Source organism: Haloglomus irregulare (assembly GCF_007421925.1).
Lineage (GTDB): Archaea > Halobacteriota > Halobacteria > Halobacteriales > Haloarculaceae > Haloglomus > Haloglomus irregulare.
In genome coordinates this window covers 89,375-110,600 of the sequence record NZ_QMDX01000005.1, presented here as the reverse complement: position 1 = coordinate 110,600, position 21,226 = coordinate 89,375, and the positions used below count along the sequence as shown (strand labels likewise).

Annotated in this window: 20 protein-coding genes; 9 read left to right on the top strand and 11 right to left on the bottom strand. The window is 71.3% G+C overall.

The annotated features are described in order from the left end of the window. Positions 1–2: 2 nt before the first annotated feature. Positions 3–938: a thiamine-phosphate synthase family protein gene (locus tag DP107_RS09870; protein ID WP_144261999.1), complete on the bottom strand. Its 936-nt coding sequence runs from the start codon at positions 936–938 to the stop codon at positions 3–5. Between the two features lie 258 nt (positions 939–1,196). Further along, the gene (locus tag DP107_RS09865; protein WP_144261998.1) at positions 1,197–2,333 is read right to left on the bottom strand and encodes an acyl-CoA dehydrogenase family protein; all 1,137 of its coding nucleotides are present in this window, start codon (positions 2,331–2,333) and stop codon (positions 1,197–1,199) included. Between the two features lie 143 nt (positions 2,334–2,476). On the opposite strand from DP107_RS09865, the gene DP107_RS09860 reads away from it, so the two are divergent. The 5 genes from DP107_RS09860 to DP107_RS09840 all read left to right on the top strand — a co-directional run bounded on the left by DP107_RS09860 (position 2,477) and on the right by DP107_RS09840 (position 8,178). Continuing rightward, the gene (locus DP107_RS09860) at positions 2,477–3,979 is read left to right on the top strand and encodes a class I adenylate-forming enzyme family protein (protein WP_144261997.1); all 1,503 of its coding nucleotides are present in this window, start codon (positions 2,477–2,479) and stop codon (positions 3,977–3,979) included. Positions 3,980–4,094: 115 nt separating this feature from the next. Next, a complete protein-coding gene (locus DP107_RS09855) occupies positions 4,095–4,922 on the top strand; it encodes an SDR family oxidoreductase (protein ID WP_144261996.1) in 828 nt (275 codons plus the stop codon). Positions 4,923–5,016: 94 nt separating this feature from the next. Then, positions 5,017–6,684, top strand: a complete 1,668-nt coding sequence (locus DP107_RS09850; protein WP_144261995.1) for a flavin-containing monooxygenase — start codon at positions 5,017–5,019, stop codon at positions 6,682–6,684. Between the two features lie 66 nt (positions 6,685–6,750). Next, on the top strand, positions 6,751–7,368 hold the full coding sequence (locus DP107_RS09845; protein WP_144261994.1) for a thioredoxin family protein: 618 nt from the start codon (positions 6,751–6,753) through the stop codon (positions 7,366–7,368). A gap of 135 nt (positions 7,369–7,503) precedes the next feature. Continuing rightward, entirely contained in the window at positions 7,504–8,178 is a 675-nt protein-coding gene (locus DP107_RS09840; protein ID WP_144261993.1) for an O-methyltransferase, read from the top strand. 150 nt (positions 8,179–8,328) lie between these two features. Here DP107_RS09840 and DP107_RS09835 read toward each other — a convergent pair whose 3' ends face one another. Genes DP107_RS09835 through cofD form a run of 5 tightly spaced genes read right to left on the bottom strand, consistent with a single transcriptional unit; the run spans position 8,329 to position 11,818 of the window. Further along, positions 8,329–8,514, bottom strand: coding sequence for a 30S ribosomal protein S17e (locus tag DP107_RS09835; protein ID WP_144261992.1), 186 nt, complete (start codon positions 8,512–8,514; stop codon positions 8,329–8,331). A 55-nt stretch (positions 8,515–8,569) separates the two neighbouring features. Further along, a complete protein-coding gene (locus DP107_RS09830) occupies positions 8,570–9,187 on the bottom strand; it encodes a DUF447 domain-containing protein (protein ID WP_144261991.1) in 618 nt (205 codons plus the stop codon). A 2-nt stretch (positions 9,188–9,189) separates the two neighbouring features. After that, the gene (locus DP107_RS09825) at positions 9,190–10,029 is read right to left on the bottom strand and encodes a triphosphoribosyl-dephospho-CoA synthase (protein WP_144261990.1); all 840 of its coding nucleotides are present in this window, start codon (positions 10,027–10,029) and stop codon (positions 9,190–9,192) included. Continuing rightward, positions 10,026–10,826: a tRNA-dihydrouridine synthase gene (locus tag DP107_RS09820; protein WP_144261989.1), complete on the bottom strand. Its 801-nt coding sequence runs from the start codon at positions 10,824–10,826 to the stop codon at positions 10,026–10,028. Before DP107_RS09820 ends, DP107_RS09825 begins: the two co-directional genes overlap by 4 nt. Then, entirely contained in the window at positions 10,823–11,818 is a 996-nt protein-coding gene (gene cofD, locus DP107_RS09815; RefSeq protein ID WP_144261988.1) for a 2-phospho-L-lactate transferase, read from the bottom strand. The genes DP107_RS09820 and cofD overlap by 4 nt, the downstream gene beginning before the upstream one ends. A gap of 120 nt (positions 11,819–11,938) precedes the next feature. Here cofD and DP107_RS09810 point away from each other — a divergent pair, with 120 nt between their 5' ends. From DP107_RS09810 to DP107_RS09800, 3 genes are all read left to right on the top strand, one after another. Further along, on the top strand, positions 11,939–13,153 hold the full coding sequence (locus tag DP107_RS09810; protein WP_144261987.1) for an HD domain-containing protein: 1,215 nt from the start codon (positions 11,939–11,941) through the stop codon (positions 13,151–13,153). Positions 13,154–13,237: 84 nt separating this feature from the next. Then, positions 13,238–14,122: a CAP domain-containing protein gene (locus DP107_RS09805; protein WP_144261986.1), complete on the top strand. Its 885-nt coding sequence runs from the start codon at positions 13,238–13,240 to the stop codon at positions 14,120–14,122. Between the two features lie 145 nt (positions 14,123–14,267). After that, the gene (locus tag DP107_RS09800; RefSeq protein ID WP_144261985.1) at positions 14,268–14,987 is read left to right on the top strand and encodes an MBL fold metallo-hydrolase; all 720 of its coding nucleotides are present in this window, start codon (positions 14,268–14,270) and stop codon (positions 14,985–14,987) included. A gap of 96 nt (positions 14,988–15,083) precedes the next feature. Here the strand turns inward: DP107_RS09800 and DP107_RS09795 are convergent, their stop codons facing one another. The 4 genes from DP107_RS09795 to DP107_RS09780 all read right to left on the bottom strand — a co-directional run bounded on the left by DP107_RS09795 (position 15,084) and on the right by DP107_RS09780 (position 20,265). Next, positions 15,084–17,219 (bottom strand): DHH family phosphoesterase, encoded by a 2,136-nt coding sequence (locus DP107_RS09795; RefSeq protein ID WP_144261984.1) that lies wholly within the window; start codon positions 17,217–17,219, stop codon positions 15,084–15,086. An 85-nt stretch (positions 17,220–17,304) separates the two neighbouring features. After that, on the bottom strand, positions 17,305–18,069 hold the full coding sequence (locus tag DP107_RS09790) for an ATP-binding cassette domain-containing protein (RefSeq protein WP_144261983.1): 765 nt from the start codon (positions 18,067–18,069) through the stop codon (positions 17,305–17,307). A gap of 1 nt (position 18,070) precedes the next feature. Next, positions 18,071–19,141: an ABC transporter permease gene (locus tag DP107_RS09785; protein ID WP_144261982.1), complete on the bottom strand. Its 1,071-nt coding sequence runs from the start codon at positions 19,139–19,141 to the stop codon at positions 18,071–18,073. Beyond that, the gene (locus tag DP107_RS09780; RefSeq protein ID WP_144261981.1) at positions 19,138–20,265 is read right to left on the bottom strand and encodes a hypothetical protein; all 1,128 of its coding nucleotides are present in this window, start codon (positions 20,263–20,265) and stop codon (positions 19,138–19,140) included. The genes DP107_RS09785 and DP107_RS09780 overlap by 4 nt, the downstream gene beginning before the upstream one ends. A gap of 182 nt (positions 20,266–20,447) precedes the next feature. Here DP107_RS09780 and DP107_RS09775 point away from each other — a divergent pair, with 182 nt between their 5' ends. Then, positions 20,448–21,161: an HAD family hydrolase gene (locus DP107_RS09775; RefSeq protein ID WP_185977256.1), complete on the top strand. Its 714-nt coding sequence runs from the start codon at positions 20,448–20,450 to the stop codon at positions 21,159–21,161. Positions 21,162–21,226: the final 65 nt, after the last annotated feature.

Below are 21,226 nucleotides of genomic sequence, written 5' to 3'. Positions count from 1 at the left end.
CCTCACTCCGCGGTCGCCGCCGCGACCAGGGTCGCCAGCCGCTCGACCGCGGCCTCCGCGGACTCACCGAAGACGTAGGTCACCGGCTCCACGCCGTAGGCACCGCGATGGTAGACGACGGGCGGCACGCCCTCGCGCTCGGCGAACGCCGCCCAGAACCCGACCTGCTCCCCGTCGCCGTCAGGTCCGGCGGCCGCGACCTCCAGCGGGTCGTGGCCGGCGTCGCGCGGGGCCGCCAGCAGCCGGTCGTCCGTCGCGACGTTCAGCGCGCCCCGCACGGAGGGGTCGTGCTCGGCCGCGGCGAGCAGCGCGTTCGCGACGTGCTCGCTCGCGCCGAACTCCGGGTTCGCGGGCACCGTCACGCGCCTGCGGACGGCGATGACCCGCCCCGGGACCGCCGCCACGTCGGTCGGGTCGGCGGCCCCCGGCAGCGCCATCCCGACGTTGGTGCCGACGCTGGGGATGAACCCCGCCGCGCCCTCGACGTCCTGCAGCCGTCTGGTGGCCTTGCGCACGTCCGCGAGCACGCGACGCTCCTCGGAGAGCGCCTCGTCGGCGCCGCGCACACAGAGGTCACAGCCCAGCCCCTGCAGCGCGGGCATCTCCTCCTCGTGGACGGCACAGACCGGCCCGCGGTCCTCGAACGCCCGGACCAGTTCGAGCGTCTCGGCCAGCGCCTCGTAGCCGTCCATCGAGCCCTCGGCGAAGCCGGCGCCGATGCGGTCGACGGCCCGCCGGAACCGCTCGTGCTCGACGAACCGCTCCTCGACGTCGGGGTCCCCCGAGAGGTAGTTGCTGACGGCGGCCTGAGTCACGCCGAGCCGGTCGGCGATGGCGGACTGCGTGAGGCCCCGCTCCGAGAGGTCGCGGGCGAGCGCGACCCGCAGCGTCGGGAGGAGCCGCTCGACGACGATTTCTTCGGGCAGCACGAGCGACATGGTCTGACTTCGGGGCCCCGGCGTTTCAACGGTTGGGGTCCGGAACGCGGCACTGGCGGCTGGTCCGACTGGGCGGTATCGGCCCCGTTCCCGCTATGCCAGCGGGGTGGTACACACCGATTCCCCACTCGGGAGTCCGGGGTCCACCCCGTGACCCGGCCGTGGCCGTGTCGTCGCTGGGGGAGGTCACCCGGCGAGCAGCGAATCCGGAGAAGGAACGGGGAACTACTACTCCACTGGGACCGTAGCCGGGGTGGCTCACAGGTCAAGCAGTTCCTTGGCGATGATGTTGCGCTGGATCTCGCTTGCGCCCTCGCCGATCTGATAGATCTTGGTGTGTTTGTAGTGGCGTGAGACGGGGTAGTCGGTGGTGTAGCCGTTGCCGCCGTGGAGCTGGATGGCATCCGAGGCCACCTCCTCGGCGATCTCGCTGACGTACAGCTTCGCCATCGACGCCAGCTTGGTCGGTTTCTCGCCGTCGTCGACGCGTTGGGCGGCGTCGTAGACGATGCGGCGCGCCAGCTCGACCTTCGTCGCCATGTCGGCGACCGTGTGCTGGACGGCCTGGAACTCCCGGAGCTCGCGGTCGAACTGCTCGCGCTCGCCCACGTAGTCGACGGTCTCCTCCAGACAGCCCTGCGCGATGCCCAGCGCCTGCGCGGCGATGCCGACCCGCTCCTCCTCGAAGAACTCCATCAGCTGATAGAAGCCGGCGTTCTCGGTGCCGACGAGGTTCTCCTCGGGGACGCGGACGCCGTCGTATCGCAGCTGGGCGGTCTCGGAGGCGTTCCACCCGAGCTTGTGGATCTCGCTCTCCACCTCGAACCCGTCGCGGTCCGTCTCCACGATGACGGCGGAGATGCCACCGTGGCCCTCGTCGCCGGTGCGACACGTCGTGAGGACGTAGTCCGCGATGGTGCCGTGCGTGATGAACGTCTTCACGCCGTCGATGACGTACTCGTCGCCCTCTTTGCGGGCGGTGGTCTCGATGCTGGCGGCGTCGGAGCCGTGGCTGGGCTCGGTGTTGCCGAGCGCGCCGATGAGTTCCCCCTCGGCGACCCCGCGGAGGATCCACTCCTTCTGTGCCTCGGTGCCGAACTTCTCGATCATCCGGGTACCGAACTCGGTGCCGATGGCGGCGAGCATCCCGGCGTCGACCCGTGAGATCTCCTCCATGAACAGGCACATCTCCACCTGCGAGAGCCCGGCCCCGCCGTACTCGACCGGGATGCCGCCGCCGACGAGCCCGGTGTCGACGGCCTTCTCCCACACCTCGCGGGGCCACTGGCCGGTCTCCTCGTGGTGGCGGGCGACCGGAGCGATCTCGTTCTCGGCGAACTCGCGGGCCGTCTGCCGGATGGCGCGCTCCTCCTCGGAGAACCCGAAGTCGACCATGCCACACGACACGGTGGCACGCACCAAGCCGTTTGCCCTCGGATGTGCGGTGGGTTGACCCGGGACCGCGGTCACGACCCGGCAGAGTGACCGTAGCTACCACACCCCAAAACGATAAGCCGGTCCCAGCCACGTCGGAGAGTATGAACTTCGCCAACTACCTCGACATGTCGGCCGCGGAGTCGCCGGACGACCTCGCGGTCACGGACCCCCAGCGCGACCTCACCTACCGTGAGCTCGCCGGGGAGACGGACGCGTTCGCGAACGCGCTGGCCGATCTCGGCGTGGCGCCGGGCGACCGCGTGGCGCTCTACCTCCCGAACAGCACCGCGTTCGTGGCGGCCTACTTCGGCGCGATGAAGCACGGCGCCATCCCGTTCCCCATCAACATGCGGTTCGAGGGGTCGGAGGTGGAGTACGTCCTCGACGACGCGGGGGCGTCGGCGCTCGTCACCGTCGGACAGTTCGAGGACGCCGCCGCGTCGTTCGAGACGGACGCCCTCGAACACCTCATCGTCGCCGGTGGCGAGCGCGGCCACGCGTACGGCTCGCTCGTCGCGGAGCACGCCGGCCCGCACGAGACCCATCCGCGTCGGAACGACGAACTCGCCGAACTGGTCTACACCTCCGGGACGACCGGGCGGCCGAAGGGGGTCAAGCACACGCATGGGAACCTCTCGGCCAACGCCGACGGTCTCATCGCGGCGATGGACTGGACGAGCGACGAGGTCGCGCTGACGGTCTGTCCCTGCTTCCACGTCTCCGGGCTGAACGTGACGACGACGCCGTTCATCGTCGCGGGGGCCGAGAACCACCTCCTCCCGCAGTGGGATATCGACCTCGCGCTGTCGACGATGGCAGAACGCGACGTGACCTACGCCTTCTTCATCCCGACGATGCTCGTCGACGTCCTCAACGAGGGTATCGGGGACCACGACCTCTCGTCGCTCTCGACGGTCGGCGTCGGCGGGTCGCCGATGCCCAGGGAGCGCATCGACGCCGCCGAGGAGCTGCTGGACATCAGACTCCTGGAGGGGTACGGGATGACGGAGACGACGCCGCTGGCGGCCATCAACACCCCCGACCAGGACGTCTACAAGGCCGGCAGCATCGGGCCGCCGGCCCGAGAGGTGGTCGACGTCCGTATCGAGGACCCCGAGACGAAGGAGCCCGTAGACACGGACCAGAAGGGCGAGATGCTCTGGCACGGCGACACCATCACGCCCGGCTATCTCAACCTGCCCGAGAAGAACGACGAGGCGTTCGTGGAACGCGAGGGCAAGCGCTGGCTCCGCTCGGGCGACGTCGCCCGGATGGACGCGGACGGCCACCTGTTCGTCGAGGACCGCATCGACGACATGATCATCACGGGCGGGGAGAACGTCTACCCCCGCGAGGTCGAGGAGGTGCTCTACGGCATCGACGGCGTCGCCGAGGCCGCCGTCGTGGGCGCGCCGGACGACCGGCTGGGCGAGCGCATCGTCGCGTTCGTCGTCGGCGACGTGACGGCCGAGGACCTGGAGGCCGGCTGTCGCGGGACCCTCACCGACTACAAGGTGCCGAGGGAGTTCCGCGTCGTCGACGCGCTGCCGAAGACCTCGACGCGGAAGATGGACAAGGTGGCGCTGCGCGAGCGGTTCGACTGAGGCCGTCCGCCGGCCGGGTGACGCCCCTGGCAACGCGCCACCGCTGCCCCCGTCATAAATACGCTCCGTCTGGCGCGGGAGTGGCTTCTTGTGCCCGCCGGCGGTGGGGTGGGCTATGTCCGACCACAGCGAGCCGACGGACGACTGGCCGGCCACCCCACCCTCGACCGACGTCTTCGCCGACGACCTCCTCGAAGGCGAGGTCTGCCTCGTCACCGGCGGCGGCACGGGTATCGGGGAATCGATGGCGCTCGCGTTCGCCGAGCACGGTGCCGACGTGGCGGTCGCCAGCCGCGACATGGACCACCTCGAACCGGTCGCGGAGGCCATCGAGGAGAAGGGCGTCGACGCGTGCGCCACGACCGTCGACGTGCGGGAGGAGGAGGCGGTCGACGCGATGTGCGACACCGTTCTCGACGAGTTGGGCGACATCAGCGTCCTGGTCAACAACGCGGGTGCGAACTTCCTCACCCCGTTCGAGGACCTCTCTGTCAACGGCTGGCGCGCCGTCGTCGGGACCATCCTCGACGGGACCGCCTACTGTACGATGAGCGTCGGTGAGCACATGCGCGAGTCCGGCGGCGGTTCCATCATCTCGATGGGGGCCACGAACAGCGTCGACGGCGCACCGTTCCACGGCCACTCCGGGGCGGGGAAGGCGGGCGTCCACAACCTGATGCAGACGGTCGCCAGCGAGTGGGCCAAGTACGGCATCCGCGCCAACACCATCGCGCCGGGCATCATCGAGACGGAGGGCGTCTCCGAGGCCGCCGGCGGCGCGCTCCCCCCGCAGCTGCTCGACGAGATGGCCGCCGACCGGTTCGGCGTTGCCGAGGACTGTGTCCCGCTGGCGCTGTTCCTGGCGAGTCGGGCGTCCGCGTACGTCACCGGGTCCTACTACGCCGTCGACGGGGGGCACCTGGTCCGGCAATCGCCGTACTGAGACCGGCGCCCTCGCGACCCCTCATTAAGACCGCCATAACGCGCGGCAGTAGGTTTAACAGCGATTGTCCCCGCCTACCGTGCAGTGAGTCACCATGTCTAGTGGGGCACGCGAGCGGACGGAGTCGGCCGAGACGGACGTCGACGCGGTCGTCGTGGGCGCGGGGTTCTCGGGGATGTACATGCTCCATCGCCTCCGCGAGCGAGGGCTGTCGGTGCAGGCGTTCGAGAAGGCCGACGAGGTCGGCGGAACGTGGTACTGGAACCAGTACCCCGGGGCGCGCTGCGACAGCGAGAGCCACATCTACTGCTACTCCTTCGACGACGAGATGCTGGAGGAGTGGGAGTTCAGCGAGCGATACCCCGAGCAGCCCGAGATACTGGAGTATCTCAAGCACACCGCCGACAAGCTGGACCTCCGGCGTGACATCCGGTTCGACACGGCGGTCGAGTCGGCCACGTACGACGGGACCGCGAACACCTGGACCGTCGAGACGGCCGACGGCCAGCAGGTCACGGCGCAGTTCTTCATCAGCGCGGTCGGCTGCCTCTCGGAGCCGTACCGGCCCGACTTCGGCGGCCTGGAGTCGTACGAGGGCGACTGGTACCACACGGCCCGCTGGCCCGGCGACCTCGACCTGAGTGGGGACCACGTCGGCGTCATCGGCACCGGCTCGACCGGCATCCAGTTCATCTCCGAGAACGCCGCCCGGTGCGAGCACATGACGGTGTTCCAGCGGACGCCGAACTACGCGGTCCCGGCACAGAACCGGCCCATCAGCAAGGAGGAGTACGAGGAGATCCGCGATAACTACGACGAGATCTGGGCGGACGCACGGGACTCGCGGCTGGGGATGCCGTTCGACCACGACCACTACTCGGCGGCGGGCCTCTCGGAGACGGAGATCCGCGAGACCCTGGAGGAGCGGTGGGAGAAGGGCGGCTTCCGCTTCCTGCACGCCTTCGAACCCGCCCACATCCTGACCAACCGGGAGGTGAACGAGACGGTCTCGGAGTTCATCCGCGAGAAGATCCGCGCGAAGGTCGACGACCCCGAGACCGCCGAGACGCTCGTCCCGACGGACCACCCGTACGGCGCCAAGCGACCGCCGATGGACTACAACGACTACTACGGCACCTACAACCGCGACAACGTCTCCCTCGTTGACGTCAGCGAGGACGGCCAACCCATCGAGGGCTTCACCACCGCCGGCATCCGGACGGCCGCCGCCGAGTACGACCTCGACATGGTCGTGTTCGCGACGGGGTTCGACGCGATGACCGGCGCCATCCTGGCGATGGATATCGAGGGGCGGGACGACCGCCGGCTGAATGGGAAATGGGCCGACGGCCCCCTGACGTACCTCGGGCTGATGAGCCGCGGGTTCCCGAACATGTTCACCATCACCGGGCCCCAGAGCCCCTCCGTGCTGACGAACATGCCGATGTCCATCGAGCAGCACGTCGAGTGGATCGACGACTGCATCGCCTACATGGACGCGGAGGGGTACGACCGCATCGAGCCGACGGAGGAGGCCGAGCAGCGCTGGGTTTCGAACACCAACATGCTCGCGTCCAACATGCTGTTCTCCGATGCCGACTCCTGGTACCGTGGCGAGAACGTCCCAGGCAAGCCGTCCATCTTCACGCCGTTCCCCGGCGGGCTGGACCAGTACCGGGAGATCTGCGATCGGGTCGCCCGCGACGACTACGACGGCTTCGAGCTCGAGCGCGGCACCGCCGCACCGACGGCCGGGCAGTAGTCGGGGACCGCCACCCCCGCGGCGACCGTCGGAACGCACATGCCCTGCCCGGTCCAACCGGCGGATATGGTCATGAAGGAATCCGAGACGGACGCCCTGGAACGGGGGGATTCCGCCCCCGGCTTCGAACTGCCCGGGACGGACGGCGGGACGTACACGCTCGACTCGTTCGCCGACCACGGGGCGCTCCTGCTGGTGTTCACCTGTAACCACTGCCCGTACGCGAAGGCGAAGTTCGACGCGCTGAACGCCATCGCGACGGACTACGACGAGGTGGCCGTCGTCGGCATCAACCCGAACGACGCCGCGGCGTACCCCGAGGACTCGTTCGAGAAGATGCGCGAGTACGTCGCGGACGGCCGGGTGGCCTACGACGCGTACCTCCGCGACGAGTCCCAGGAGGTCGCCCGGGCGTACGGCGCGACCTGCACCCCGGACCCCTACCTGTTCGTGAATCACGGCGGCAGCGAATCACACGCCTCGGACGACGGAGCGGCGGCGCCGCGGAGCGAATGGCACCTGAAGTACCACGGCCGGCTCGACGACGCGATGAGCCCGGATGCGGAGCCATCGGGCGACCCTGGATTCGAGATGCGCGAACACATCGAGACGGTGCTGGCGGGCGACCCGGTCGGGGCGGAAACGCGGCCCTCGCGCGGCTGCTCCATCAAGTGGCGCGACTGAGCGGCGCCACCGTTGTCGGGGAGGTGTGGATGCCGTCGGGACGGTCCATGCCGGGGACAGGGGCCTGGGGGGTCGGTCCTCGGGCGGAGGTCGCGTCGCCTGTACACATTTCATCCCTGACGCCCACGGGCTGGTATGGACATCGAGGAGTTCCTGCCCGCGGTGACGGGGACGTTCGCGGCGGCCGTCGGGCCCGAGCCGGACGCGGTCATCGAGGAGATGGACGCCCAGGCCGAGCGCGAGGGGTTCCCGACCGTCGGGCCCGCGGTCGGTGGCTGGCTCCGGTTCCTCGCACGGGCCGTCGGCGCCGAACGCGTCTTCGAGTTCGGCTCCGGCTTCGGCTACTCCGCCTACTGGATGGCCCCGGCGCTGCCGCCGGACGGCGAACTCGTCCTGACCGAGGTCGACGCGGGCGAACTCGAGGACGCCCGGCGGAACCTCCGTCGGGGCGGTTACGCCGACCGCGCCCGCTTCGAGGCCGGCGACGCGCTCGAGACGGTCGGGCGGTACGACGGTCCCTTCGACCTCGTGCTGCTGGATAACGAGAAGGAGCGCTACACGGCTGCCTTCGAGGCGGTTCGGGGGAAGGTTCCGGCCGGCGGGCTGGTCTGTGCAGACAACGCGATGACCGCGGGCCCGATGGAGTTCGACGCCCTCCGGCGGCTGGTCGCCGGCGAGGCAGATGTCGACACCAACGAACCGACGCGCGGCATCGCGGACTACCTCGACACCGTCGGGTCCGACCCGGCCTTCGAGACGGTGTTGCTCCCGCTGGGCGAGGGGCTCGCGGTCAGTATCCGGACCGAGTAGCGCCCGGAAGCCCGGTGTTTCGAACGTGTATCGCGACTATCCGTCGTATTATCCGGCTTCAGCAGAACTCGTCGGTCTTCTCGGATGATCCCGAGCCCCGGATGAGCCGCCGCTACCTGTCGGCATCGACGACGCGGTACGATCGAAGGATCAGGCCGTGGGCCGCTTCTTCCGCGTGATGTAGCCCGCGATGCGGTTGCGAACGCCCTTGGACTCGACGTTGGTCGTCTCCGTCACGACGTCCTTGTTGTGCTCGAAGTCCTGGCCGAACGCGTCCGGGTAGCGCTCGAGCAGTCGTTTCCCGATCTTCTTGATGTAGGCGGGCTTGATAGCCATGTACTGTTACCTCGGTACTCCCCAGCAAAAAACGTTCGACTCCCGGACCGGCCTGTCAACGCCCGTCACGGTCCGGTCGCCGGTCGACGAGTTCGTCGAACCGCCTCCATGCGGCCCGTTCGCGGGAGCCGGCGCAGGAGTCGACCACGTCGGCGTAGTGGTCGATACGTGCGCGGAGTCGCTCGTCGTCGAACCCCGGGACGCCGAGCCGGGAGGCCGCGACGGTCGCCTCCACGACGGCGGCGCGGGCCCGGCTGTGCGTCGGCACCTCGCGGTTCCGCACCACCGACTCGACCGGGTGGAGGGCCCAGTCGACCCACTCCGTCCCACCGTCGGTCCCGGAGTCGAGCTGCTCGACCTGCACGCGGGCCCAGGCGGCGGCACTGTCGAGGACCGGCGCGTCCTCCTCGCGGACGGTACAGGCCGCCTCGACGAAGTCGATGGGGTCCGTCCAGCACTGGACGTAGCCGCCGTCGCGCTCGGTGAAGTTACGCCACGTCCGGGTCCGGCCCCAGGTCCGGGCCGTGGCGGGGGCCCCATCCGTCTCGGGTGCGTGCAGCCCCAGTGCCGCGACGTTCCATCGGTCGTTCGGGCCGCGCGTCGTCACCACGGTCTCGGTCACCCCCCTGTCCGCGAGAGCGACCGGCCAGTCCGCGGTGGGGTCATCCGGCACGGTCACACCTCCAGCCCGCGCCGGAGTGCGACGAACAGCGCCCCGGCGGTCAGGTCGGCGGTCGTCCCGGGGTTGATACCCTCCGCCACCAGCTCGTCCGCGAACGTGGCCACGTCGGTATCGCCGTCGCGGGCCGCGCGAGCACGCTCCCGGACGCGCTCGGCCGTCGCCCGGTCGTGGGTCTTCGTCACGAACGTGTCCGGCTCGTCGGCGAGGGCCTCCAGATACGCCCGGGCGGCCCGGTCCGGGACCGGACCGGTGTCGTCGGCGATGGCAGCGGCGGCGTCGAACACCCGCGGGAAGCCCGCGACCCACTCCGCCGCGATGCCGTCGACATCGGCCGACCGCTCCATCACGTCGGACAGGGTGAGGTCGCGCTCGCGGAGCGTCGGCGCGGCGTCGCCGCCGCGACGCACGTCGAGGTCGCCCAGCCCCTCGGGGGGGTCATCGACGGCCACGTCGACGGCATCGAACGCGCGGTAGAAGCCGACCGCGTCCGCCACCGTCGTCGATTCGACGACGGCGGTCGCGCCCTCCGACGTCAGGTCGTCCCCGGCGGCCGCGTAGGCGAGCGGCAGGACCGTCAGGATGGCCCCGAACTGCGTGTTGCCGCCGCGCTGATGGCTCATCCCCTCGATAGCCCGGCGGAAGGTGGGCCCGAGCGGCGCATCGGGGACGTCGCGGAGTGCCGGCGCCGCGCCGACAGCGCCCGTCAGGAAATGCTCGAACCGGAGGTCGTCGTGGTCGTGATGGCGGTCGACGTTGCCCGGTTTGGGTGTCCCCGTCATCTCCAGCAGGAGCGCGAGGGTCGCGTCCTGGGCGACGGTCCGCGGGGAGCTCATCCGCGACCACCGGCGTCCGGTGCCGCCCGCCGCCGCTCGGGCGCCGAGCCGTCGAACCACGTCTCGACCGCGGCCCGCACCCGCCGCAGGACCGGCGGGCGGTCGCTGGGCCGGCCGACCGAGACCGCGTCCGCGCCGTAGGAGAGGTACTCCCTGACCGTCCGGCGGTCCCGGACGCCGTTGTTGGCGACGACGAAGGCGTCCGGGCAGGCCGCGGCCACCGCGGCCACGACCCCCTCCGAGTCCATCGCGTCCACGTGGAGGACGTCCGCCCCGGCGTCGTGGGCCCGCCGGCAGACCGCGGGCAGGTCGACGCCCGGGACCTCCGTCCGGCACTTGACACTCGTCGTCGCGCCAGTCTCGCTCGCCGCGCGGACCTGCGCAGCGAGCCGGTCGGGCTCGTGGAGCAGTGACTGACCGGCACCGGCCCCGCACATCTCGCCCTGCCGGCAGTGTGCGTTCACCTCCAGTACCGCGTCGTGCGCGGCACAGACCTCTGCGGCCGCGGCGACCGGTCGGGGGGCCGCCGCGCGGACGTTGAACGCGGGGCGAAGGGGGGCGTCCGCCAGCGCGAGCAACTGGTCGTCGACGAACGCGAGGGGGTCGCTCGGGAGGAACTCGTCGCGGTCGCGGCCGACCAGCGCCCGCGCCGCGTCGCGGGTCGGCTCGTCCAGCGCGATACCGCCGAGGAACGCACAGCCGATGTGTGGTGCGGCCGTCCGGGCCCACGCGGCGTCGGCCTCGCCCGAGAGCGAGGCGGCCGCAACACGCGGCGTGAACGCATCGGCGGTGCTCACCCGTCCACCACCCCCAGCGCCTCGCGGCAGGCCCGGGCCACGCGCTCGGCATCGGCGTCCGTCTCCAGCGTCGTGTCCGTCCGGACGACCGGCCGGTCCAGGTCGGTCCCGTCGGCCTCGTCGAGGACGAACGCGTCGACGAACGGATACGCCCCGGCGACGCCGCGCGTGCTCGGTTCGTGGCCCACCGCCGCCATCAGCGTCGCGGCGGGCCCCGAGAACACGCGGTCCTCGACGAACGGGGAGACGGCGACGACCGGCGTCCGGTCCAGCGCCTCGCGGAACCCATCCATCGCCGTCATCGGACCGATGCTCGTCACCGGGTTGGAGGGCCCGATGACGACCGGTTCGGTCAGCGCCGTCAGCACGTCGTCAGTCGGGGTGGCGTCCTCGGCGCCCCGGAACTCGACGTCCTCGACGGCCGGCTCGGCCCGGCGCGCGACCCAGAACTCCTGGAAATGCATCGACCCGACATCGGTGTGGATGATGCTCGCGACGGGGTCGTCGCTCATCGGCAGCAGCGTCCGCTCCAGGTCGAAGGCCTCGGCCAGCCGCTCGGTGACCTCGGTCAGGCTGTCCCCCTCGTCCAGCAGCGAGGTCCGGGTGAGATGGACCGCGCGGTCGCGGTCGCCGATCTCCATGAACTCCGCGACGGCGGAGAAGCGCCGCCAGTTCGCGAGCTCCCGGCCGGCGGTCTGTGCGTCCTCCGGGAGGTAGCGCGGGCCGCCGTCGAGCCCGGCCTCGGCGGCCAGCCCCTGCAGGCGCTCGTGCGTGACCGTCGTATCGCCGTCGATGCCCCACCAGCGCTCGCGGTCGAGGACGCCCCCCTCGAGGAAGAGCACCGTGTCGAGGTCCGGGCAGACGAGGTGGCCGCCGAGTTCGATGTCGTCGCCGGTGTTGCCGATGACCGTCGTCTCGGCCGGGTCGAAGACCGGGTCCGCGCCGGCGAGCAGCTTCGGCGTCCCGGTGCCGCCGGCGAGGAAGGTGACCATATCCGCCGTCGGGTGCGGCGGGACTAACGCGTTTCGCTCGGGGCAGGCTCGCCCGTTACCCCGCCGGTTCCGGCAGGGACACGCGTAGCCTTTTGCCGTATCCGGCACAATCTCATCCCGATGGTCACCATCAAGGACTCCGTCCACGACCACATCGACGTCAAGGGCGTGGCGGAGGCCCTGCTCGAGACGCCGCCCGTCCAGCGGCTCCGCCGCATCCGGCAGTTGGGGACCGTCCAGCTGGTCTACCCCGCCGCCAACCACACGCGCTTCGAGCACTCCCTCGGTGTCCTCCATCTGGCGGACCGGGCGCTGGAGCATCTCTCGGTCGCCGGGCCACAGGCCGAGCGGGTCCGCGCCGCCGCACTGCTGCATGATATCGGCCACTCGCCGTACTCGCACAACACGGAGGCGGTGGTACAGCGCCACACCGGCCGCGCCCACGACGACGTGGGGCCGCTCATCACGGAGGGGGCAGTCGCACGCGTCCTGACGGCCCACGACCTCGACCCGGATTCGGTCGCCGGGCTCGTCCGCGGCGAGGGGGAACTCGGGCAGCTGGTCTCGGGCGAACTCGATGTCGACCGGATGGACTACCTCGTCCGGGACGCCCACCATACCGGCGTCCCGTACGGCACCATCGACCAGGCGCGGCTCGTGCGGGAGCTCGCGCTGGTCGACGGCGAACTCGCGCTGGACGAGGGGAACGTCCAGACCGCCGAGTCGCTGCTGCTGGCGCGGGCGCTGATGAACCCGACCGTCTACAACCACCACGCCGCGCGGGTCGGGAAGGCGATGCTCCGGCGGGGGGCCGAGCGGCTACTGGAGACGGGCGTCGCACCCGAGCGGCTCCGCCGGATGGACGACTGGGACTTCCACGTCGCGCTCCGGGAGGCCGACTCGACCGCCGCCATCGCTCACCGGCTCGACCGCCGGGACCTGTTCAAGCGTGCCGTCTGGGCCGAGCTGGCCGACGTCCCGGAGGACGTGCTCGGGGCGGACTACCACGAACTCCGGAACATAGAGGGGGAGATCGCGGACCACGCCGGCGTCGACCCGGACGCGGTCATCCTCGACGTACCGGGCGAGCCGCGGATGACCGAATCCACGACGAAGGTGGTCGTCAACGGCGAGGCCCGCCGGCTGGACCGCCAGTCCGCGCTGGTCGACGCGCTCCGGACGGCCCAGCGCGAGCAGTGGCGGATGGGCGTCTACTGCCCCGAGGAGCACACCGGCACGGTCGGCCCCGCCGCCGAGACCGTGCTCGGGCTGGAGCTCGACGCGCTCGTCACCGACGTCCGCCGACGACTGCACACGCGGCTCGACGACTTCTGACGGCCGCTCGTCCCGGAGAACGCCGTGCGCGGGAGCGGCCGAACCTCGGTGCCCATTTACGCGGTCGTCATCTACCGTCGGTAGATGGCCGACGACGCGGATGGGTACGTCTGCACGGAGTGTGGCCGTCGACACCCGACGGACATGTCGACCTGCGAGTGCGGGTCGGCGTCGTTCCGGCAGCTGACGGAGAAACTCACCCGGAAGTGCACGGAGTGTGGGACGATGGTCACGAGGGGCGTCGACGCCTGCCCCGAGTGTGGCTTCCGCTCGTTCGAGCCGCTGGACGCCGGCCCCACGGCGGGCGAGGTGGCGACGGGCTACCTGGAGTGGCGCTGCACGCAGTGTGGCCGGTCCCATCAGCGGAACAACCCACCCTGCAAGCGGTGTGGCAACCACTCCTTCGAGCAGGTCGACGTGGACCCCGATGACGTAGCCCCGACGCAGTTCATCGACGGCCGCTGGTACGAGTTCGACCGGCCGATGCTGGGGCTCATCGGGGTGGCCGTCCTGCTGGTCGCGGTCGTGGGCGCCGGCCTGCTCGGCGTGGGGCCGCTCGCCCCCGACCCGCCCTGGACCGCGACCGTCGACACGGACGCACTCGCCCCGGCCGTGGCCGACGACCTGAACGCCGCCCGCGAGGACGAGGGGGCCGGGACGCTGACGACCGACGAGGAGCTGGTGGCGGCGGCCGACGCGCGGGCGACCGCCTTCGTCGAGGGGGACGGCGGCCGACCGGTGTCCGAACGCGTGACGGGCTGTACGGCGACGGAGGCAGCGGTGACCGCGACGGCGGACGAACGGCCGCCCGGCGACGCCTCCGTCGACGCGGTCGCCGGGGGGCTCCTGTCGCGGGCGCTCGCCGACGACGCGGCCCGCGACCAGCTGCTCGATGCCTCGGTCGACCGCGTCGGCGTCGGTGCCGCGGCCGCCGACGGCCGGCTGGTCGTCATCGTGGCGCTCTGCTGAGCCCGCCGGGCTACATCGGCGGCGGAGCCAGGGCCGCACCGGCTGACGCCACGGTCTGAGGACCGTGGACGGCTCCGCGCGTCGCCTCCCCACCGCCGGAGCCGATGTCGACCCCTTGATATCGACTGCCCCCGAACGACCGTTCATGACTCGCGAGCTGGCACCCGGCGTCTGGCTGCTCGACGTGGGTCTGATACCGCCGCTCGCGACGAACGCGTTCCTGCTCGACGGGCGCGAGGCCCCGGACGACGGGAGCGACGGCCCTGTGACGCTCGTCGACACCGGCCTCTGGTACAACCGCCCCACGCTGCTGGGCGAGCTCGCGGACGCCGGCTACGAGGCGACCGACGTGGACCGGGTCTGCATGACCCACTACGACCTCGACCACGTCACCGGCCTGGGCCGACTCGTGGACGCCGGCTTCGAGGGGCCCGTCCACATGGGCCGGCGGGATGTGGAACTCGTCCGGGGCGAGTGGGACCCGCCGCTGCTCCATCACAAGGGCGCCTTCCACCGGGTCGCCCGCCGGCTCTACGACTTCGACGGGGTCGACCTCCGCCCCGTCGACCACGGCGACCGGTTCGCCGGCCTCACTGCCTTCCACACCCCCGGTCACAACCACGGCCACACCGTCTTCGTCCACGAGGGACTGTCGGTGGCCTGCCTCGGTGATCTCGTCTGGGAGCAGGACGGCCGACTCACGCCGCCGTTCTGGCTCGACTCCTACGAGATGCGCGCCATCCATGAGTCCATCCGCCGCTTCGACCGCGAGGCACCCGAGTTCGAGGTCGCCGCGGTGGCCCACGGCACCCCGTTCGTCAGCGGCGGCCGGGGGGCGGTTCGTGGGCTGGTCGATGCGTTGTGAGGAGAGCCGCCACGTCGAGGCGGGACTCCGATACTAGTCGGGCGGAGCAGCCGCCATCCTCGTAACATCCGGTGGCGGGAGGATCGGGCAGCGCCGTCAGGCCGCGGCGGCGACGCGGTCCGCGACGGCCTTGATGACCGCCTTCAGCACCGCGTCGCGCTCGCCGGAGAGGAACTCGATCTTCCCCTCGCGGGCGCCGCGGGCGGCGACGCCGGCGTGTTTGGCCTCCCCGGCCACCTCCTCGGCGATGGCCCGCAGGTCCAGCTCCTCCGTCGCGCGGAGGAACAGCTCGTCCTTGGCGATGCCGATGGTGACGAACCGCTCGCCCTCTGCCTCGCGGCGGTGGAGCTCGTCGAGCAGGAGCCGCTTGGGCGGGAAATCAAAGCGGTGTGTGTAGGAGTCGGTGTCGAGCACTGCGAAGTTGACGCCGGCGGCCTCGCGGCGTTCTATGTTCGCCAGCGCGGTGTCCATCTCCGCCTCGAGCTTGGTCTCGAACTGCTCGGCGACCTCCTCGGCGAGACCGACGCCGTCGCCGCCCTCGCCGCGCTCGAACAGCAGGTCGATGATGAGCTCGCGTTTGTCCTCGTAGGACTGGTAGTAGGCCTCCAGCGCGACGGCCTGGCGGAGCTGCGCGGCCGTCCCGGCGTCGACGCCCGCGTCGGCCGCGAGCTCCACGTACGCCGCCGGGGCGTCGTCCCAGTACGAGACCGCGGGGAGGTGCGTCAGGTCGTCGCGGATGGCGTCGTTGACCGACGCGGCGAGCGTCGCGGCCACCGTGGCCGCGCTGCGCTCGGCCGTGTCGGCGTCGGGCGCGACGGTCGTCTCCACGGCGTCGCGGATCTCGTCGTCGACGGCCTGTCCGTCGACCACGACGCGCTCGGCGTCGTACACGTCCAGCAGGTCGAACCCGTCGAGTGACTCGCGGGTGCCGCCAGCGGCGGCGAAGACGAACAGCGGGAACTTCTCGTCGTGGCGCTCCCGGTCACCCAGCATGCCGGTCACGTCCTTCGTGGCGTCGTCCATATCGTAGACGGCGCCCTCCAGCGGCCGGCGGTCGAAGTAGTGGTAGCTCGCATCGCTCGCGGCGTGCTCCTCGGCGACGAGGGGCAGCACCGCGCGCTCGATGGCCGCGCCGGCCACGTAGCCGTCGGTCGTGGCGGCGTGGCGAATGACCACCGGCCGTGACTCGGCGACCGCGCGCCGGATGGCGGTCGCGGCCTCGCCGAGGTCGTCGTCCAGCCCCTCGACGACGGGGTCCTCGGCCAGCGGCTCGACCCGCTCGGGCTCGGCCTCCTCGTCGAGCGCCGCCGCCATCCGCTCCTCCACGGCATCGCGCTCCTCGCCGGCCAGCGCGACCAGCTCCTCGGTCTCGACCTGGAGTTCGTCGCGCCGGACGCGGACCTCGCCGGTGAGCCGGACGGTATCGCCCGTTTCGATGTCGGGGTAGGCCCGGACGCCGGCCTCCTCGAACGCCGCGCAGTCGACCACGGCGGTCTCGTCGCGGAGTTCGAACACAGTCGGCCCGGACGTCTGCCGGACGCTGACGACCTCGCCCTCGATGGCGATGGTGTCGCCGACGCGCTCGCGCAGGTCCACGACGACGGCCCGTTCGATGTCGGCCGTCTCGGGCTCCGGCTCGGGATCGGGCTCCTCGGCCGCGATGTCGCTCTCGTCGTCCTCCTCGACTTCGGTCTCGGCCTGCGCCCGGGCTTGCCCCGGCGTGGGGGCCGGTTCGGGCTCCGACTCGGGCTCCGGTTCGAGGTCCGGCTCCGGCTCCGGTTCGGGGTCGGGGTCTGACGTCGGTGCACGTGCCGACTGCGCGTCGGCAGGGTCAGCGTTTCCCTCGTCGTCCTCGTCGACGAGCGAGTCGCCCTCGGGGGCGTCGATGAGTCGGCCGCGGAAGTCCCGGTCGGACTGCCGGATGGACCAGCCCAGGTCGACGTCACCGTTGTCGCGGACGTTGGTGACCTGGACGAAGACGCTATCCCCGGGCTCCCAGTCGAGTGATTCCAGGCGCCGGTCGAGCTTCGAGCGGTGGAGCAGCCCCGTCACGCTGTTGCTCAGGTCGACGAAGACACCGAAGTCGGCGTAGCCGTCGACGGTACCCTCGTAGAAGCGGTCCTCGGTCAGCTGGCTCGGACTGTTCCCCTCGAACTCGAAGACGACGTCCTCCTGGTGGGTGTCACAGATCGGCCCGTCAGTCGCCGTACCACAGATGATGCAGTTACCCATTACCGGGAAGAAAACGGCCGTGACTAAAACCCCTGTCGGAACGTGGCTGCCGGCGGAGCGGCCGCGGCCGGCGGCCCCGCGACGGCTATCCCTCCCCGTCGGACTCGGACGCGGCACTCAGTATCCGCTCGACGTAGAGCTCCTGGAGCTCCCCGTCGGGGACATCGAGGGACTCGCGGGGGGTGTCGAGCAGCACCGCGCCATCGTGGACGATGGTCAGGTGGTCGACGTAGCTCGCGAACTGGCCGAGGTTGTGTGTAGAGATGACGACCCCGTGGCCGGCGTCCCGGTAGGCGCCGAGGAACTCGAGGAGCCGGAGCTTCGTCACGTCGTCTAATTCCCCGAGCGGCTCGTCCAGCAGCAGGTAGGCGGGCGCCTTCTGCAGCGCGAGCGCGAGGTCCAGCTTCCGGCTGTAGCCACCCGAGAGCTCCCCGGCGATGCGGTCACGGACGACGTCCAGCCCCAGCCTGGCCAGCACGGTCTCGGCCCACGCCGCGTCCGCGTCGGCCAGGGCGCCGAACACGTCGAGGTTGTCTGCGACGGTGAGCTGGTCGTAGTGCGAGGGCCGCTGGAACGCCGTTCCCAGCCGGGCGTCCGGGACGGAGACCTCGCCGGCGGAGGGTTCCACGAGTCCCAGCAGCGTCCGGAGCAGTGTCGTCTTCCCCGAGCCGTTCGGCCCGACCAGACAGTGGAACGCCCCGGGCTCGACGGTCAGGTCCACGCCCGCCAGCGCGAGGACGTTCCCGTAGCGCTTGCGCAACCCCTCGACCCGGATGGGGGCCACCGCCCCCGGGTCCAGCCGGGGGATGTCGGGCAGGCCGTCACCGTCCGTCGCCTCGCGCCCCGCCATCTCAGGTCCCCCGCTCGTAGGCGATCATTGCGAGCTTCAACGGCACGAGCGCCGCGAGCGCGAACAGGGCGACCCCCCCGAGCCAGGTCCCGAACTCCGCGGGCGGGAGGTCGCGCAGCGTGGTCCCCCGGACCACGACCATCGCGTAGTGGGTCGGCATCAGTCGAACCACGCCCCGCCGGAGCGGGGAGAAGAACCCGGCCGGGTAGACCAGCCCGGAGAACCCGAGGAACGCGAAGAGGACGAGCACGTTCAGCAGTCGCCCGGTCGTGCCGAAGCCGGATGCGAAGGTGACGGCCGTCGCGATGGCCCCGCACGCGAGGAAGGTGAGGCCGTATGCGAGTATCGCCCCGGGCGCGAGCAGGTTCACGCCGTAGCCCAGCCCGAGCCCGAGCCCGTGGAAGACGAGCAGCGGCACGGCCAGCAGGCCGGTGAAGAAGAGCAGCTTGCCGGCCACGACCGCGTCCAGCGACGTCTCGACCCGGAGCCGGTCGAGCACCGCCTCCTCGCTCGCGAGGTTGTACGGCAGGTAGGCGAAAGCGAAGGTGAACACCAGGATCTGCAGGAAGCTCGGGAGCAGATAGGAGGCGAGCTTCCGCTCCTCGCCACGGACCTCCCGGTCGACCACGACCCGCGTGTCCAGCTGTCGGTTCATCGTCGCCGAGACCACGCTCACCAGCGCGCCGGACGGCTCCCGGTACGGGGTCATGTCGCCGTCGATGGTGACGGTCATGTTCACCCGGTCGACGGCGGGGTCGCCCAGGTCGGGCGGGACGCTGACGACGGCGTACACCGTCTCGCGCTCCAGGTCACGGAGCGCCCGCGCCTCTGAGTCGTACCGGACCGGCCTCGAGAACAGCCGGAACGAGGCGGCGACCACGTCGTACTCCGCCCCGCTCACCGCGTCGTCCTCGACGACGACCGCCACGGGGGCGTCCTTCGGGAGCGTGGACTGGAAGAACACCGACGCGCCGGCGAACGCCGCCGGCAGCAGGACGAGGACGAACAGCAGCGCCAGGGCGCGATGCCGGCTCCAGAGGAGTTCCTTCCGGAGGATGGTGCGCAGGCTCATGCCGGACCTCGGGCAGGCGGGCGCCCGCTACTGGACGGCTCGGCCGAGGCCGGCGGGTCGAGCGACTCCGGTTCGGGCTGGTTCCGGAACAGCCCGCGGACGAGCACCCGGAGCCCGGCCGGCGAGGACTCGTACTCGGTCACGACGGTCCGGCCCGTGACGTTGAACCGAGCCCGCCGCAGTTCAGTCTTCAGCGTGTCGTTCGACGACTGGAGGAGGTAGAACGACTGGCCCGCCGCCAGGATGTTGCGCACGTCGTCGGCGCTCCCGGCGCCCTCGCTCGTGATGTGGATGCGGACCCGGACGGCCGGCGTGGCCGCGGCGTTCGTCCCGGCCCGATCGAGCGTGTAGCTGCTCCCGACGTACTGTATCGTCCGGACCGCGGGCCCGACGAACGGGTAGTCCGGGACCGTCGACGGCCGGAACCGGTACGCGAACCGGACGTAGCCGTCGGAGGTCTCGCGGTACTCCCGCCGGAGGTCGCCGTCGAGCGTCGCGGGCTCCGCGTCGGTGGCCGCGCGGTCGGCGGCCACGTCGACGGCGTCCTCGACGGCGCTGGCGTTACCGATGGTCAGGAGCCGCGGCCCAGCCCGCGGGACCGGACCGCCCTCGGCGCCGTTGTCGAGCACGGCGACGGCCGCGCCGGCCTCGGACCGGCGAACCGTGTAGCCGCGCCGGGTCTCGGGCGTGAACCCGATACCGCGTCGGGACTCGAGCGCCTCCGCGGCCGCCTCACCCGTCCAGTTGGCCACGACCAGTCGGGCGCCGTACCGGGACCCGCTCCGGCCGAAGTAGGTGACACGGCTGGCGTTCGTCGGGTCGAGGCTGGCGTTCGGAGGCGGCGAGAGCGCGAGCGACCGGAGATACGGTGGCCCGGCGTAGAACTCCACGCGGGACTGGAACCCCAGCGAGGCGCGGCTCCCGTTCGCGACCGCCGGGTCGGAGCGGTACGCCGTCAGGTTCACCGTTCCGACGTAGTCGACGCCGGCGGGGACGGTCGCAGTGGGTTCGTACGGCTCCGGCGGCGCCCGGTCCGCGGTCAGCAGGAGCGCACCGGCACCGAGCCCGGTGAACAGCAGCGCCGCGACGGCCGCGACGGCCAGCGCCCGGCCGTCCGGCGTCACCGCAGCTCACTCCGTGTTCGGGGGAGGGGGTGGGCCCGCGCGACCGCGGAACCGCAGGCCGGCGAGGGACCTGTCATGGCCGTTCGGTCGGCTGGTCGGGATTTATGCCTGTCGACGGGCCGACCCGCCCGACAGCCCACGGGGACGATACCGCTTTCACCCCGCCCGCTCCAGGCTGTGGTATGGGCGAGCACCGCGATTACGACGCCGTCTTCTGGGATATCGGCGGCGTCATCGTCGAACTGGCGTCCATCCGCGAGGGGTACGCCGCCTTCCTCGCCGAACTCGCGGCCGAACACGGCCTCGACCCGGACCCCGCGGTCGAGCGGTGGAAGCGCGCGCTCGGCGAACATTTCGGCGCCGCCGAGGGGACGGAGTACCGCACGGCCGCAGAGGGCTACCGACGGGCGACGGCGGCCGTCTTCGAGGCCGAGGGCCGTGAGCCGCCGCCGGAGTCGGCGTGGCGACCGATACTGGACCGCAGCCTCGACGCGGCGCTCCGCACGGAGCCGGGGGCCATCGGGACGGTCCGCGCGCTCGACGAGGCCGGCATCTACCAGGCCGTCATCAGCGACGTCGACACCGCCGAGGCGATGTCGATGTTCGACGAGCTCGGCATCGACGACTGCTTCGCCCACGTCACCACCTCCGAGGCGGTCGGCTACAAGAAGCCCGACCGGCGGATGTTCGAGACGGCGCTCGACCGGGCCGCCGAGCACGGCATCGACGCCGGCCGGGGCGTGATGGTCGGGGACCGCTACGAACACGACATCGAGGGCGCCAGCGCACTGGGACTCGACGCCATCGCGTACGGCGAGGACGCGAGCGGGCCGGTCGCGACCTACCAACTGTCGAACCTTCGGGATATCCTGGATATCGTCACCGTACGGCGATAGAGCCGGGAGTTCAGTATCGCGGTCCGGAGTCCATCGCGAGCGTGCTCGATACCCGCGCTATCGGG